Source organism: Streptomyces sp. NPDC028928, from assembly GCF_055564915.1.
This window is the reverse complement of the sequence record NZ_JBVHVI010000006.1, coordinates 163,411-178,833: the sequence shown is the minus strand read 5'-3', so window position 1 is coordinate 178,833 and position 15,423 is coordinate 163,411. Positions and strand designations below refer to the sequence as shown.

12 protein-coding genes are annotated in these 15,423 nt (G+C 73.4%); 8 read left to right on the top strand and 4 right to left on the bottom strand.

Annotated elements, in window-relative coordinates; genetic code table 11:
• Positions 1 to 180: 180 nt before the first annotated feature.
• The gene (locus ACZ4U1_RS16555) at positions 181 to 528 is read left to right on the top strand and encodes a DUF488 domain-containing protein (RefSeq protein WP_467903799.1); all 348 of its coding nucleotides are present in this window, start codon (positions 181 to 183) and stop codon (positions 526 to 528) included.
• Positions 529 to 530: 2 nt separating this feature from the next.
• Here the strand turns inward: ACZ4U1_RS16555 and ACZ4U1_RS16550 are convergent, their stop codons facing one another.
• Complete coding sequence (locus ACZ4U1_RS16550; protein WP_467903798.1) at positions 531 to 2,204, bottom strand: FAD-binding dehydrogenase; 1,674 nt, start codon at positions 2,202 to 2,204, stop codon at positions 531 to 533.
• Positions 2,205 to 2,252: 48 nt separating this feature from the next.
• Positions 2,253 to 2,870 carry a TetR/AcrR family transcriptional regulator gene (locus ACZ4U1_RS16545; protein ID WP_467903796.1) on the bottom strand — a complete coding sequence of 206 codons (618 nt, stop codon included), beginning with the start codon at positions 2,868 to 2,870 and terminating at the stop codon, positions 2,253 to 2,255.
• A gap of 155 nt (positions 2,871 to 3,025) precedes the next feature.
• Between ACZ4U1_RS16545 and ACZ4U1_RS16540 the strand changes: the two genes are divergently transcribed.
• The 3 genes from ACZ4U1_RS16540 to ACZ4U1_RS16530 all read left to right on the top strand — a co-directional run bounded on the left by ACZ4U1_RS16540 (position 3,026) and on the right by ACZ4U1_RS16530 (position 5,746).
• Positions 3,026 to 3,655 (top strand): alpha-ketoglutarate-dependent dioxygenase AlkB, encoded by a 630-nt coding sequence (locus ACZ4U1_RS16540; RefSeq protein ID WP_467903794.1) that lies wholly within the window; start codon positions 3,026 to 3,028, stop codon positions 3,653 to 3,655.
• Positions 3,656 to 3,733: 78 nt separating this feature from the next.
• Positions 3,734 to 4,480, top strand: coding sequence for an MBL fold metallo-hydrolase (locus tag ACZ4U1_RS16535; protein WP_467903792.1), 747 nt, complete (start codon positions 3,734 to 3,736; stop codon positions 4,478 to 4,480).
• A gap of 30 nt (positions 4,481 to 4,510) precedes the next feature.
• Entirely contained in the window at positions 4,511 to 5,746 is a 1,236-nt protein-coding gene (locus ACZ4U1_RS16530) for a DUF4032 domain-containing protein (protein WP_467903790.1), read from the top strand.
• 1 nt (position 5,747) lies between these two features.
• Here ACZ4U1_RS16530 and ACZ4U1_RS16525 read toward each other — a convergent pair whose 3' ends face one another.
• Positions 5,748 to 6,614 (bottom strand): universal stress protein, encoded by an 867-nt coding sequence (locus ACZ4U1_RS16525; RefSeq protein WP_467903788.1) that lies wholly within the window; start codon positions 6,612 to 6,614, stop codon positions 5,748 to 5,750.
• Between the two features lie 139 nt (positions 6,615 to 6,753).
• Between ACZ4U1_RS16525 and ACZ4U1_RS16520 the strand changes: the two genes are divergently transcribed.
• From ACZ4U1_RS16520 to ACZ4U1_RS16505, 4 genes are all read left to right on the top strand, one after another.
• Positions 6,754 to 8,430 carry an NAD(P)/FAD-dependent oxidoreductase gene (locus ACZ4U1_RS16520; RefSeq protein ID WP_467903786.1) on the top strand — a complete coding sequence of 559 codons (1,677 nt, stop codon included), beginning with the start codon at positions 6,754 to 6,756 and terminating at the stop codon, positions 8,428 to 8,430.
• Positions 8,427 to 9,878: an ATP-binding protein gene (locus ACZ4U1_RS16515; RefSeq protein WP_467903784.1), complete on the top strand. Its 1,452-nt coding sequence runs from the start codon at positions 8,427 to 8,429 to the stop codon at positions 9,876 to 9,878. Before ACZ4U1_RS16520 ends, ACZ4U1_RS16515 begins: the two co-directional genes overlap by 4 nt.
• Positions 9,875 to 10,225, top strand: coding sequence for a UBP-type zinc finger domain-containing protein (locus ACZ4U1_RS16510; protein ID WP_467903782.1), 351 nt, complete (start codon positions 9,875 to 9,877; stop codon positions 10,223 to 10,225). The genes ACZ4U1_RS16515 and ACZ4U1_RS16510 overlap by 4 nt, the downstream gene beginning before the upstream one ends.
• A gap of 76 nt (positions 10,226 to 10,301) precedes the next feature.
• Positions 10,302 to 13,265, top strand: a complete 2,964-nt coding sequence (locus ACZ4U1_RS16505) for an ATP-binding protein (protein ID WP_467903780.1) — start codon at positions 10,302 to 10,304, stop codon at positions 13,263 to 13,265.
• Between the two features lie 73 nt (positions 13,266 to 13,338).
• Here ACZ4U1_RS16505 and ACZ4U1_RS16500 read toward each other — a convergent pair whose 3' ends face one another.
• A complete protein-coding gene (locus ACZ4U1_RS16500; RefSeq protein ID WP_467903778.1) occupies positions 13,339 to 15,126 on the bottom strand; it encodes a M4 family metallopeptidase in 1,788 nt (595 codons plus the stop codon).
• Positions 15,127 to 15,423 lie beyond the last annotated feature (297 nt).

Below are 15,423 nucleotides of genomic sequence, written 5' to 3'. Positions count from 1 at the left end.
CGCTCCTCGGGCCGGTCGGTGATCGACTGGCCGTCAGACTAGGCGCCGCGCGGGCCCGGTTTCCCCCTTGTTCCGGTCAAGTCGTGTGGTCCGCTCAGGACGTGCCGCGTCGCCGCCGGGCGGACGCGGGCCGGCGCAGTACGCTCGCGGAACCGTCCACGACCCGAGAGGGGCCCGACCGTGAGCGTGCGTGTGCGCCGGATCTACGAACCGCCCGAGCCCGACGACGGCCTGCGCGTGCTGGTCGACCGGCTGTGGCCGCGCGGCCTCGCCAAGGACGAGGCCCATGTGGACGAGTGGCCGAAGGAACTGACCCCCTCCAGCGAGCTGCGGAAGTGGTATCACGGCGGGGGCGCCTACGAGGAGTTCAGGAGCCGGTACGAGCAGGAGCTGGACGCCCCCGGGGCCGCCGAACTGCTGGACCGCCTCAGGAAGTCGGCCCGCAAGGGCAGGGTGACCCTCCTCACGGCGTCGAAGAAGCCGGAGGAGAGCCACGCGCACGTCCTCGCGGAGCTGTTGGAGGGCTGAGGTCAGCCGGTGTGCCGGGCCGCGTGCCGGCCGGCGGCCCGCCCCGAGAACAGGCAGCCGCCGAGGAAGGTGCCCTCCAGGGCGTTGTAGCCGTGGACACCGCCGCCGCCGAACCCGGCGACCTCACCGGCCGCGTACAGTCCCTCGATCGGCGTGCCGTCGGTGCCGAGGGCGCGGGAGTCCAGGTCGGTCTGGATGCCGCCGAGGGTCTTGCGGGTCAGCACGTGCAGCCGGACCCCGATCAGGGGGCCCGCGGCCGGGTCGAGGATGCGGTGCGGGGTGGCGACCCGGCCGAGGCGGTCGCCGATGTAGCGGCGGGCGTTGCGGATGCCCTGCACCTGGGCGTCCTTGCTGTAGGGGTTGGCGATCTGCAGGTCGCGGGCCTCGATCTGGCGGCGCACCTCGGCCGCCTCCAGCAGCGGCTTGCCGGTCAGCGCGTTCATCCTGTCGACCAGCTGCTCCAGGGTGCCTGCGGTGACGAAGTCGGCGCCGTGGTCGAGGAAGGCCTGCACCGGGCCGGGGGCGCCCTTGCCGAGCAGCCGGTCGCGCAGCACGGCCCCCCGGTCCTTGGCGGTGATGTCGGGGTTCTGCTCGGAGCCGGAGAGCGCGAACTCCTTCTCGATGATCTTCCGGGTGAGGATGAACCAGGAGTGGTCGTACCCGGCGATGTCCTCGGTGGTGCGCAGGTACTTCAGTGTGTTGAGGGTGTCGTAGCCGGGCAGGCAGGGGTCGGGCAGCCGGCGGCCGAGGGCGTCGAGCCAGATGGAGGACGGGCCGGGCAGGACCCGGATGCCGTGGCCGGGCCATATCGGGTCCCAGTTCTGCAGGCCCTCGGTGTAGTGCCACATGCGGTCGCGGTTCACGAGCCGTACGCCGGCCTCGGCGCTGATGTCGAGCATGCGGCCGTCGACGTAGGCCGGGACGCCGGTGACCATCTCGGCGGGGGGCGTGCCGAGCCGCTCGGGCCAGTAGCGGCGGACGATGTCGTGGTCGGCGCCGATGCCGCCGGTGGTGACGACGACGGCCTGGGCGGTGAGTTCGAAGTCGCCGGCGCGGTCGCGGCTGGAGGCGACACCGCGCGGGGAGTCGTCGGGGGCGAGGACGGTGCCGCGTACGCCGCGTGCCGTGCCGTCCTCGATGACCAGCTCGTCCACCCGGTGGCGGTGGTGGAAGGTCAGCAGCCCGTCCCGGGCGGCCTGCCGGGCGTACCGGACGAACGGTTCGACCACGCCGGTGCCGGTGCCCCAGGCGACGTGGAAGCGGGGCACCGAGTTGCCGTGGCCGTCCGCGCGCAGGTCGCCGCGCTCGGCCCAGCCGACGGTGGGCAGCAGCTCGATGCCGTGCCCCTGGAGCCAGGACCGCTTCTCGCCGGCCGCCCACTCCACGTAGGCGCGGGCCCAGCGCACCGCCCAGGCGTCCTCGTCGGCCCGCCGGTCGAACTGCGCGCTGCCCTGCCAGTCGCTCCAGGCGAGGGCGAAGGAGTCCTTGATGCCGAGGCGGCGCTGCTCGGGCGAGTCGACGAGGAAGAGGCCGCCGAAGGACCAGAACGCCTGGCCGCCGAGGTTGGCGGCGTTCTCCTGGTCGACCAGGGCGACCCGGCGGCCCCGGCGGTTCAGCTCGTGCGCCGCGACGAGCCCGGCGAGTCCGGCTCCTACGACGATGACGTCCGCGTCCATGGCGAGGGTGTCCTTCCTGACGGTGCGGGGAGGGGGCCGTGCCGGTGCTCAGGCGGGGGTGCGGCTGCCGTCCGTGAGCAGCGCCGTGAGCAGTTGCCCCAGCCAGACCCGGGCGGCCTCGACGTCCCGGTCCAGCAGCAGTTGGGTGGTGACCCCGTCGTACGCGGCGACCACGGCGTGCGCGGCGCCGTCGGCGTCGCCGAGCACGGCGGGCAGTTCGGTGTGGCCGCGGGCCCGGGAGAGCCGGTCGGCGATGGCCCGGCGGAGCCGCGCGCGGTGGTCGAGGAGGGCCCGGCCGACGGCCGGGTCCCGGGCGGCGTGCACCAGGAAGTCGGTCTTCACCAGCAGCCAGTCGACGTCGAGCAGCAGCACCTCGGTGACCCGGTCCACGGAGGCGGGCACGTCCAGGTCGGGCCCGTCCTGGGCGAGGGCGTCGGCCACCTGGCCGGCGATGAGGTCGGCGCGTTCCTGGTAGAGGGCAAAGAACAGCTCGTCCAGGGTGGCGAAGTTCGAGTAGAAGGCGCCCCGGCTGAACCCGGCCGCCTCGCAGACCTCCTCGATGGAGACCCGCCCGAAGCCCTTGGCCGCGAACACCGCGAACGCGGCCTCGAGCAGCCGGGCGCGGGTGCGGACGCGGCGCCGGGTGACGCGCTTGGCCGTGTCCATGGCTGCCCCCTCCGGTCGGTTCGATACGCGAATGTATCCGATACACCGATGTATCGAAAGCCTCGCGGACCGCCCTCTTGATCCCCTTGATCCCCTTGACTCCGGGCCACACGATCAAGGGGAACAAGTTTTCGATTAAGGAGTACGCTGGACCCATGTCCACGCACCTCCAGGGCTCCCTGTTCGACCAGACCGACGAGCCGCGGCTCGGCCCGCTCGACGCCCTGCGCCGGACCGGACTGGGATCGGGCGCCTGGATCGACGTCCTGCCGGGCTGGCTGAGCGGTGCGGACGACCTGTTCGAACACCTGGCGGCCGAGGTCCCGTGGCGGGCCGAACAGCGCAAGATGTACGACAACGTGGTGGCCGTGCCGCGCCTGCTCGCCTTCTACCAGGCCGGGGACCCCCTCCCCCACCCCGTCCTCGACGAGGCCCGCACCGCCCTGTCCCGGCACTACGCCGACGAACTGGGCGAGCCGTTCACCACCGCCGGGCTGTGCTACTACCGGGACGGCCGGGACAGCGTCGCCTGGCACGGCGACCGGATCGGCCGGGGCTCCCGGGAGGACACGATGGTCGCGATCCTCTCCGTCGGCGAGCCCCGCGACCTGCTGCTGCGCCCGGCCGGCGGAGGCGGCACGGCGGTCCGGCGCCCGCTCGGCCACGGCGACCTCATCGTGATGGGCGGCTCCTGCCAGCGCACCTGGGAACACTGCGTCCCCAAGTCCAGCCGGGCCACGGGACCGCGCATCAGCATCCAGTTCCGCCCGCAGGGCGTGCGCTGACGCGACCCGCCGGTGCGGGGCACGTCCACATCTGGTTGGCTGTCCCCGACGGTCAGCCGCACAGGGGTCGGGGAGATCATGCGGGCAGAGGTACACCAAGTCGCCGAGGGCACCTACCTGGTGCACGGCAACCACGTCAACTGGGTGATCCTGAAGGACGGGGACGCCGTCACCCTGGTGGACACCGGGTATCCGGGAGACCGCCAGGGAGTCCTGGAATCCCTCGCCGAGGTGGGCAGTTCACCCGAGGCGGTCGCCGCCGTGCTGATCACCCACGCGCACAACGACCACCTGGGCTCGGCCGAGTACCTGCGCGCCGGCTACGGCACCCCGGTGTACCTGCACCCGGCCGAGGTGCCGCACGCCCGGCGGGAGTTCCTGCAGCAGGCCGGCATCGGCGACGTGGTGCGCAACCTCTGGCGGCCGGGTGTCCTGCCGTGGGCCGTGCACGTGATCCGGGCCGGCGGCACCGACCACAACCCCGTCACCGCGCCCGAGCCGTTCCCGAGCGAGGGTCCGCTGGACCTTCCGGGCCGTCCCGTGCCCGTGCACACCCCCGGCCACACCGACGGCCACTGCGTCTACCACCTCCCCGAGGCGGGCATCGTCATCTCCGGCGACGCCCTGGTCAGCGGCCACGCGACCTCGCAAGTCAAGGGCCCGCAGATCCTGCCCGACTTCTTCCACCACGAGCGCGCCCGGGTGGTGGCCTCGCTGGGGCTGATCGGCGCGCTCGACGGCGACACCCTGCTGCCGGGACACGGGCCGGTCCACCGCGGCCCGGTGCGGGCCGCAGCCGAACAGGCCCGGGACCGGGCCTCCTAGAACACGCGGGCGGGGCCTTAAGGTTCCGCCATGGCCTTGCAGATCAGCGCCACGAACCCGGAGCACCCCGCGCTCCTGCTCGCCCTGCCCTGGGACACCCCGCTGGAGGAGTGGCCCGAGGACTACCTCGTACCGCTCCCCCGCGGCATCTCCCGGCACGTGGTGCGCTACGCGCACGCCGGCGACGAGGTGATCGCCGTCAAGGAGCTGGCCGAACGGCCCGCGCTGCGCGAGTACGAACTGCTGCGCGACCTCGACCGGCTCGGCATCCCCGCCGTCGACCCCCTCGCCGTGGTCACCGGCCGCACCGACCCCTCCGGCGCCCCGCTGGAGCCGGTCCTCGTCACCCGGCACCTGCGCGGCTCGATGCCGTACCGGTCCATGTTCGAGACGACCATGCGCCCGGCGACCATGCACCGGCTGATGGACGCCCTCGCCGTGCTGCTGGTCCGACTCCACCTCGCCGGGTTCGCCTGGGGCGACTGCTCGCTGTCGAACACGCTGTTCCGGCGGGACGCGGGCGCCTACGCGGCCTATCTGGTCGACGCCGAGACCGGCGACCTGCACCCGCGGCTCAGCCCCGGGCAGCGGGACTACGACCTGGACCTCGCCCGCGTCAACATCAGCGGCGAGCTGCTGGACCTGGAGGCGTCCGGCGCGCTGCACCCGTCCGTCGACCCGATCGAGTTCGGCCACGAGATCTGCACCCGCTACCAGGGGCTGTGGCAGGAGCTGACCCGCACCTCGGTGTACCCGGCGGGCAAGTACCACTACATCGAGCGCCGGATCCGCCGCCTGAACGACCTCGGGTTCGACGTCGCCGAGATGCAGATCGAGCACTCCTCGGGCGGGGACACGGTCACCTTCGTGCCGAAGGTCGTCGACGCCGGCCACCACCAGCGCCAGCTGCTCCGGCTGACCGGCCTGGACGCCGAGGAGAACCAGGCCCGGCGGCTGCTGAACGACCTGGAGAGCTGGATGGCCACCCAGGACGACTACGCGCCCGGCGATCCCCTCGCCGCCCGCCCCGAGGTACTGGCGCACCGCTGGGTGCGGGACGTGTTCCGGCCCACCGTGCGGGCCGTGCCGCCCGAGCTGCGCGGCTCCATGGACCCGGCCGAGATCTACCACGAACTCCTCGAACACCGCTGGTACCTGTCCGAACACGCGCAGCACGACATAGGTCTCGACACCGCCGTCGAGGACTACATCGCCAACGTCCTGCCGAAGGCACGGGCCACGCTGGAGCCGACCGAGGCGGAGTAGCTCACTCGTGCGGGACCACGGCCACCGGGCACTCGGCGTGGTGCAGCACCCCGTGCGCCACGGAGCCGATCCGGGCGCCGACCGCCGTCCGGCGCGCCCGGCGCCCGACGACCATCAGCTGGGCCCGGCCGGCCATGGACAGCAGCACCTGTCCGGCGCTGCCCATCTCGACGTGCTCGGCGACGGGCACCTCGGGGAACCGCTCCCGCCAGGGCTGGAGGGCCTCGGCCAGCGCCTGCTTCTCGTACGGTTCGAGACCGCCCGCGTCGTCGAGCAGCTTCAGCGAACCGGGGCTGTAGGCGAAGACCGGCGGCAGCGTCCAGGCCCGGACCGCGCGGACGGCCGCGCCGCGGGCCGCCGCCGTCTCGAACGCGAACCGCAGCGCCGCCGCGCTGTCGTCCGGGCCGCCGTGCTGGCCGACCACGACGTCCCGGCCGGCCGCCTCCGCCGCGGGCTGGTCCTCGGCACGCACCAGGACCACCGGCCGGGCCGCCTCCACGATGACCTGCTGGCCGACCGAGCCCAGCAGGAAGCCGACGACGGGCCCGTGGCCGCGCGAGCCGAGCACCAGCATCTCGGCCTCGGCGGCCGCGCCGGCCAGCGCGTCCACGGCACCGCCCTCGACCAGGTCGGTGGTCACCGTCAGCCCCGGATGCCGCTCGGACACGGTCCGCACGGCCCCCGTCACCCCCTCCGACACCCACCCGTGCTGGGTTTCCCGGTCGGCGGTGGCGAGCGCCTCGGCGTACCGCCAGGCGTGCACCACGCGCAGCGGCAGCCCCCGGCGCACGGCCTCCCGGGCCGCCCAGTCCAGCGCGGCCAGACTCTCCTCCGTACCGTCCACCCCTGCCGTGATCGGGCGTGTCATCCGTGGGCCTCCTCGTCGTCGCCGGGTCCTCGTGCTGCTGGTGCCCACTATCGGCCACCGCTGCCGCCGTATCCCGGAGCGAACCCGGGCGATCGAACATACGATGGCCTGAAACCGGTGACATCGGGTGGGGAGACGTATGGCACAGGCCGCCGACACCGCGCGGACCGTCATCCTGACCGTGGACGACGACCCGGGGGTCTCCCGTGCCGTCGCCCGCGACCTCAGGCGGCGCTACGGCGAGTCGTACCGGATCGTGCGCGCGGAGTCCGGCGAGTCCGCGCTGGAGGCGCTGCGCGAACTGAAGCTGCGCGGTGACCTGGTCGCCGTGATCCTGGCGGACTACCGGATGCCGCAGATGAACGGCATCGAGTTCCTGGAGCAGGCCCTCGACGTGTACCCGGGGGCGCGGCGGGTGCTGCTGACCGCGTACGCGGACACCAACGCGGCGATCGACGCGATCAACGTGGTCGACCTGGACCACTATCTGCTCAAGCCCTGGGACCCGCCGGAGGAGAAGCTCTACCCGGTCGTGGACGACCTGCTCCAGGCGTGGCGCACCAGCGCGTACAAGCCGGTGCCCAGCACGAAGGTCGTGGGGCACCGCTGGTCGGCGCGCTCCTCGGACGTCCGCGAGTTCCTGGCCCGCAACCAGGTGCCGTACCGCTGGTACTCGGTGGAGGAGCCGGAGGGGCAGCGGCTGCTGACGGCGGCCGGACAGGACGGGCAGCGGCTGCCGCTGGTGATCACCCCGGACGGCACGGTCCTGGTCGAGCCCGAGGCACCCGAGCTGGCCGCGCGCGTGGGCCTGGCGACGACGCCGACGGCCGACTTCTACGACCTGATCGTGATCGGCGGCGGGCCGGCCGGGCTCGGCGCGGCCGTGTACGGGGCCTCGGAGGGCCTCAGGACCGTGCTGGTGGAACGCTCGGCGACCGGCGGCCAGGCGGGGCAGAGTTCCCGGATCGAGAACTACCTCGGCTTCCCCGACGGGGTCTCCGGCGCCCAGCTCACCGACCGGGCGCGCCGGCAGGCGGCCAAGTTCGGTGCCGAGATCCTGACCACGCGGGAGGTGACGGGCCTCGAGGTCAACGGCGCCGCCCGCGTCGTACGGTTCGCGGACGGCTCGGCGATCGCCGCGCACAGCGTGATCCTCGCGACCGGCGTGCAGTACCGGCAGCTGGAGGCCGCGGGCTGCTCCGACCTGACCGGGTGCGGGGTGTTCTACGGCTCGGCGCTCACCGAGGCCGCCTCCTGCCAGGGCCAGGACGTGTACATCGTCGGCGGCGCCAACTCGGCGGGCCAGGCGGCGATGTACCTGTCCCGGGGCGCGAAGTCGGTGACGCTGCTGGTGCGCGGCCCGGACCTGTCGGCGTCCATGTCGCACTACCTGATCCAGCAGATCAACGAGGCCCCGAACATCTCGGTGCGCTGTCACACGGTCGTGGAGCAGGCGCACGGCTCGGACCACCTGGAGCGGCTGACGCTGCGTCACACGGTGACCGGGGAGACCGAACAGGTCGACGCGCAGTGGGTGTTCGTGTTCATCGGCGCCGCCCCGCTGACCGACTGGCTCGGCGACAGCGTGCTGCGCGACCCGCGCGGGTTCATCCTGGCCGGGCCGGACCTGACCGCCGACGGGCGGCCGCCGGCCGGCTGGGAGCTGGACCGGGCGCCGTACCACCTGGAGACCAGCGTTCCCGGGGTGTTCGTCGCGGGCGACGCCCGCGCCGAGTCCGCCAAGCGGGTCGCGTCCGCCGTCGGAGAGGGAGCCATGGCCGTGATGCTCGTCCACCGGTATCTGGAGCAGTCATGAGCGGGCAGATCGTGGCGTGCAGCCCGCAGGAGATCGGCTCGCTGTTCCTCTTCGAGAAGCTGAGCCCCGAGCAGCTCGGGCGGCTGTGCAGCGACGGACGGGTGGAGCTGTTCCAGCCCGGCCCGGTGTACACCGAGGGCGACCCCGCCACCTGCTTCTTCGTGATGATCGAGGGCACGGTCGTGCTGTCCCGCCGGGTCGGCGGCGACGACGTGGAGGTCACCCGGACCTCGCAGCCCGGGGTGTACGCGGGGGCGATGCAGGCCTACCTGGGCGACCGGGTGCGCCAGGTCTACAACAACTCCATGCGGGTGACGGAGCCGACACGGTTCTTCGTCCTGCCGGCCGACATCTTCGCGGACGTCATGCAGGAGTGGTTCCCGATGGCCGTGCACCTGCTGGAAGGGTTGTTCTTCGGCTCGAAGAACACGCAGGCGATGATCGGGCAGCGGGAACGGCTGCTGGCGCTGGGCTCGTTGTCGGCGGGGCTCACGCACGAGCTGAACAACCCGGCGGCGGCCGCGGTCCGGGCCACCGCGACCCTGCGGGAACGGGTCGCGAAGATGCGGCGCAAGCTCGGCCTGATCGCCGAGGGGCCGTTCTCCCGCGATGTGCTGGCGAGCCTGATCGAGATCCAGGAGCGCACCGCGGAGCGGGTGGCGAAGGCACCGGTGCTCAGCCCGCTGGAGGCCAGCGACCGGGAGGACACGCTCACCGACTGGCTGGAGGACCACGGCATCGACCACGGCTGGCAGCTGGCGCCCGTCTTCGTGCAGGCCGGGCTCGACGTGGACTGGCTGGAGCAGGTCGCGGCGGCGGTGGACGAGGAGATCCTGCCGAACGCGGTCGGCTGGCTCAACTACACCATCGAGACCGAGCTGTTGATGAACGAGATCGAGGACTCCACCACCCGCATCTCGCACCTGGTCGACGCCGCCAAGCAGTACTCCCAGCTGGACCGGGCGCCGTACCGGGTGGTGGACGTGCACGAACTCCTCGACAGCACGCTGCTGATGCTGTCCGGGAAGATCGGTCCGGGCATCCGGGTCGTCAAGGAGTACGACCGCACGCTCCCGCCCGTGCCCGCCTACCCGGCCGAGCTGAACCAGGTGTGGACCAACCTGGTGGACAACGCCGTCTCGGCCATGAACGGCGCGGGCGGCGAGGGCACGCTGACCGTGCGGACGGCGCACCACAACGAGCGGCTGCTGGTCGAGTTCCGGGACACCGGCCCGGGCGTGCCGCCGGAGATCAAGGACCGGATCTTCGACCCGTTCTTCACGACCAAGCCGGTGGGCGAGGGCACCGGCCTCGGCCTGGACATCTCCTGGCGGATCGTCGTCAACAAGCACCACGGCGCCCTGCGGGTCGAGTCGGTGCCCGGCGACACCCGTTTCCAGGTGCTGCTGCCCCTGACCGCACAGACGCCCGACGAGGAGCCGGTATGAACGACGTCGACGGAATCGACCCGAGCGTCCCGCCCAGCGGCACGGGCTGTGTGGAGTGCGAGGAGGCGGGCGGCTGGTGGTTCCATCTGCGCCGCTGCGCGCAGTGCGGGCACATCGGCTGCTGCGACGACTCCCCCGCCAAGCACGCCACCGCCCACTACCGGGCCACCGGACACCCGGTGATCCAGAGTTTCGAGCCGGGCGAGGCCTGGTTCTGGAACTACGCCACCGACGAGTTGTTCACCTCCGGCCCCGAACTGGCCCCGCCGGGCAGCCGTCCCGCCGACCAGCCGGCGCCTGGTCCGGCGGGCCGGGTGCCGGACGACTGGGCGCAGACGCTGCGTTGAGGGCGCGGCGGGTACGGCGGCCCGCCTCGCCGTCGGTGCCGGGGGCGTTGTCGGTGCCGCGTGGCAGGATGAGGGCGTGTCGCAGACCGCCTTCACCACAGCGCCGCTGATCGGCCGGGACGACGAACTGGCCCGGCTCACGGGCGTGCTGGAGCGTGCCCGGGGCGGTGCCGCGGGAGCGGTGCTGGTCGCCGGGGACGCCGGGGTCGGCAAGACCCGGCTGCTGGACGAGGTCTCCGGACGGGCGGCGCGGGCCGGGGCGACCGTGGTCACCGGGCACTGCGTGGACCTCGGGGACGTCGGTCTGCCGTATCTGCCGTTCACCGAGATCCTCGGCGCGCTCGCCGCCGACGATCGGTTCACGGCCGTACTGGCCGCGCATCCCGCCGCGGACCGGCTGCTGGGCGCCGGCCCGGACGCGGGCGGCGGACCGGACGAGCGGCTCCGGCTCTTCGAGGACGTCGCCGGGCTGCTGGCCGGCCTGGCGGCGGTGGCGCCGCTGCTGCTCGTGCTGGAGGACCTGCACTGGGCCGACCAGTCCTCCCGGGACCTGCTGCGCTTCCTGCTCAGCCGGGGCCTGCCGCACCGGCCGGGCGGCGCCCGGGACCGGCGGCTCGCGATCCTCGCCTCCTACCGCACCGACGATCTGCACCGCCGCCACCCGCTGCGGCCCCTGCTCGCCGAACTGGTCCGGCTGCCCGCCGTGGAGCGCCTGGAGCTGCGGCCGCTGCCCGATCCCGAGGTCGCCCGGCTGGTCCGGGCCCTGGAGGACCGCCCGCTGCCCGACGCCGTCGTACGCGGGATCGTGGCCCGCGCGGAGGGCAACGCGTTCTACGCGCAGGAGCTGCTGGCGGCGTCCGGCGCGGACGCGGGCGGGGTGCCGAGCGGCCTCGCCGACCTGCTGCTCATCCGGGTCGAGCAGCTGTCCGAGACCGCCCAGCAGGTGCTGCGGACCGCGGCCGTGGCCGGGCGGCGGGTGCGGCACGGGCTGCTGCGCGAGGCGGCCGGGCTGCCCGAGGAGGAGCTGGAGGCGGCGCTCCGGGAGGCCGTCGGGCACCAGTTGCTGCTGGCCCAGGACGACGGCACGTACGCCTTCCGGCACGCCCTCACCCGGGAGGCGGTCTACGCCGACCTGCTGCCCGGCGAGCGGTCCCGGCTGCACGGCGCGTACGCCCGGCTGCTCGCGGCCGACGGCGGGGCCCCGCAGACGGCGGCGGAGCGCGCCCACCACTCCCGGGAGAGCCACGACCTGCCCGCCGCGCTCACGGCCTGTCTGGAGGCCGCCGACCACGCCCGGCGGCTGGGCGCGCCCGCCGAGGAGCTGCGGCACCTGGAGGCCGCCCTGGACCTGTGGCCGTCGGTGCCCGCCTCCGTCCGGCCCGCCGGGGAGGGCGTGGACCGGGTCACGCTGACCCTGCGTGCCTCGGCCGCCGCGGCCCACGCCGGCGCGTTCCACCGGGCGGTCTCGCTGACCCGGACGGCGCTCGCCGGGGTCGGCGAGGACACCGACGGAGAGCTGGCCGCCCGGGTCCGCTACACGCTGGCCGGGAACCTGCTGACCGTGGACAGCCTGTCGGCGGCGTTCCGCTACAGCAGCGAGGCGCTGGCGATGATCCCCGCCGAGCCGCCGTCGCGGACGTGGGTGTGGGCGGCGGCCACGCATGTCGCGGCGGCCCGCCAGATCGGCGAGGACGAGACCGCGCTGCGGATCGGCCGGCAGGCCCTGCGGGTCGCCGAGGAGCTGGGCGTGCGGGGCGCCCAGGCCGATCTGCTGATCTCCCTGGCGGTCGTCGAGGGCGGTGGCCGGCGCTCCCTCGAGGGCCGGGAGAAGCTGCGGCGGGCCCGGGAGCTGGCCCGCGCCGCCGGGAACGCGCAGGTGGAGACGCGCGCGGTGTTCCACCTGGCGATCGGCGCCTTCGAGTCCGGGGATCTGACGGAGTGCCTGCCCGTGCTGGCCGACGGCCTGGAGCGGGCCCGCCGGGCCGGGCTGCTGTCCTCGGTGTACCCGCTGGAGCTGCGCTACCTGCAGCTGCTGGTGCTGTACACGCTGGGCCGCTGGGACGAGTGCCTGCGCGTGGCGGCCGAGGCGGCGCCCGGACTGCCCGCGCCGGGCGGCGCCTTCGCGACGAGCCCCGCGCTGTACGTGGCGCTGGCCCGCGGTGACGCCGGCGCGGTGGACCGGGCCCGGGCGCTGCTGGAGGGGCCGTTCGACTGGATGGGCACGCTGGTCGCCGGGATCGTGCTCACCGACGCCGCCGTGCGGGACGGCGACGCGGAGGGCGCCGTCGCGCGGATGCGGGAGACGGTCGCGGCCCTCGGCGACGGTACGGGACGGCGGCCGGGCGTCGCGGTGCGGCTGGCCGCGCTCTGTCTGACGGCGGTCGCCGACCGGGTCACGGACCCGCGGCGCGGGGGCGGCACCGACGGGGAGCCGGCCCGCTGGGCGGAGCCGGCGGCCGAGCTGGTGGAGGTGGCGCGGGACACCGCCGGGCGGAACGAGGAGGGCCACGCGCAGGGCCCGGAGGGACGGGCCTGGCTGGCCCGCGCCGAGGCGGAGTGGGCGACGGTCGCGTCCGGGCCGGATCCGGCGGCCTGGGAGACGGCGGTCGCCGCGTTCGGCTACGGCGACGGGTACGAGCAGGCGCGCTGCCGAGTGCGGTACGCGCGGGCGCTGCTGGCGGTGGAGCGGCGGGCGGAGGCGGCGGAGCAGGCGCGGCTGGCCCGGGAGACGGCGGCCGGGCTGGGCGCGGCACCGCTGTTGGAGCAGATCGAGGCGCTGATCCGCCGGCACCGGCTCGCGGCGGGCGCGGCGGGCGCGGACGCCGTGCCGCTGACCGCGCGGGAGCGGGACGTCCTGCGGCTCCTCGCGCGGGGCCGCAGCAACCGGCAGATCGGCGAGGAGCTGTTCATCACCGGCAAGACGGCCAGCGTGCACGTGTCCAACATCCTCGCCAAGCTGGGCGCCGCGAGCCGTACGGAGGCGGTGGCGGTGGCCTACCGCCGGGGTCTGATCGCACCGGAGCCGGCCGGGACGGGGTGATCGCGCGGGCCCGGACATGCGGATGCCCCGCGCGAGGCGGGGCATCCGGTGGTGCCGGTGGGGTCCGAGTGCGTCAGTGACGGGTGCTCGGCGTGTTGGCGGCGGTGACGTTGACCGCGGCCCACGACTTGTCCACCGTCTTGTACTCGGTGCTGTTCGCGCCGTACAGGTCCTTGGCCGCCTTCAGGGTCGCGATGCGCGCCTGGTGGAAGTCGGTCGTGGAGACCATGTAGCGGGTGAGGGCACGGTAGTAGATGGCGGTCGCCTTCGTCCGGCCGATGCCCTTGACCGCGATGTTGTGGTAGGTCGGCGAGTTGTAGGTGACGCTGCCGATCTTCTTCTTGCCACTGCCCTCGGCGAGGAGGTAGTAGGCGTGCGAGGAGACACCGGAACCGGCGTGCACCTCGGTGTAGTAGGTGTCCGGGGACCAGTAGTCGATCGTGCCCTCGAGCTTGTCGAGCGACGGGTGGTCCAGGCGGCGCAGGAACTTCTGGTCGAGGCCCAGCTTCTCGCCGACCAGGTAGTCCGGGGTGTCCTTCGCGTTCTTGGCGTAGAACTCGACGTTCGAGCCGAAGATATCCGCGAGCGACTCGTTCAGCGAGCCGGGCTCGCCGTACTGGTTGCCGTCGGAGTCGACGAAGGTCGGCTGCAGGTTGGCGGTCGCCTCGACCACGCCGTGGGTCAGCTCGTGACCGGTGACGTCGAGGACGACGAGCGGCTTCTTGAACATCTGGCCGTCGCCGTCGCCGTACAGCATGCAGTTGCAGGTCGGGTCCCAGAAGGCGTTGGCGACCTTCTTGCCCCAGTGGACCATCGCCTGGGCGGCCTTGCTGTTGTTGCGGATGCCCTTGCGCTTGAACGTGGACTTGTAGAAGTCCAGCGTCTTGGTGACGCCGTACTGGGCGTCGGCCGCCGCGGTGGCCCGGCTGGTGGTCTTGCCGTTGCCCCACACGTTGGTCGTGTTGGTGAACTTCGCGCCGGCGCTGAACTTCTCCGTGTACGAGCCCTTGGCGTCCCGGGTCTCGGTGCCGTACCGGTTCGGGTCCTTGAGCTGGTAGTGGCCGCGCGAGGTCTGCGTGGTGGTGAGGCCGACGGTGCCCACGAAGAGGGTCTTGCCGGTCCCCTTGGCCGCGGACGGGTAGGCCGCGGCGCCGGTGCTGCGGGAGCCGACCAGGCCGGAGACGTCGGCGCCGGAGCCGGTGCCGGTGGCCGGGTCGAGGGTCTCGCCGCGCTCGCGCAGGGTGTCGAGCAGCTTCGGCGACAGGAACTCGTCCCGGTTCGGCGTGTTGCTGCGCACCTTGCCGGTGACCGCGTCCACGACGACCGTGCGGGAGTTGTCCTTGTCGGTCACGGTGACCTGGTAGGCGAGCGCGGAGGCGCCCTCGCGCGCGTCGACCACGAGCTGGGCGCTGCCCGCGTCGCCCTTGGCGGCCTGGGCGGCCTTGGCGGCGGCCTGAGCGGCGGTCAGCTTGGCCTGGGCGGCGGCGGGCTTGACCGTGTGGTCGGCCGCGCGGGTCACGCCCGTGTAGCCGAGGCCCCGGTCGAGGTGGACGATGAGGTCGCCACCGAGCACCGGCAGGTCGTTGTGGGTGCGGACGAAGCGGACGTGCCGGGCACCCTCGGGGTCGATCATGACGTCCTGGGCGTGCAGTTCGTCGCCCTTCGAGACGCCGGTCGCCGAGGCGTGCGCGAAGGCCGCGGTGCGCGCCGCCTCCACCACCGCGGTGGCGTTCGAGGCGGCGGAGGCGGCGGACCGCTCCACCCCCGTGGAGGGAGCCGCGAAGGCCGTACCGGCCAGGCCCGTGGCAGCCGTCGTCACCGCGACGGCGACCGCCACGGTGCGTATGTGCGGTCTACGCAATCTGATCAGGGATCCTTCGTTCGAAGGCGGCAGGGGTCACCAACCGCCTTGAGGCATGGCGCAGTTGGCGCCAAGGGGGCTGGTCTGGCCCCGAGGGCCCACCCTTGCGGATCAGTCATGGGCACGTAAAGCCGGAATGATCCATTTCGCGAACTTCTATGGCAATCCTTTACGAATGGGCGCCACGGAGTGATCACGCGATGACCAACTGTGTGTCGGTTGTGGAGACGGCGTCTTGATCCCCTAGGTTCCCAGGGCGGAATGTGACCGATATCGCATCAGAAACCGAACCGAGGG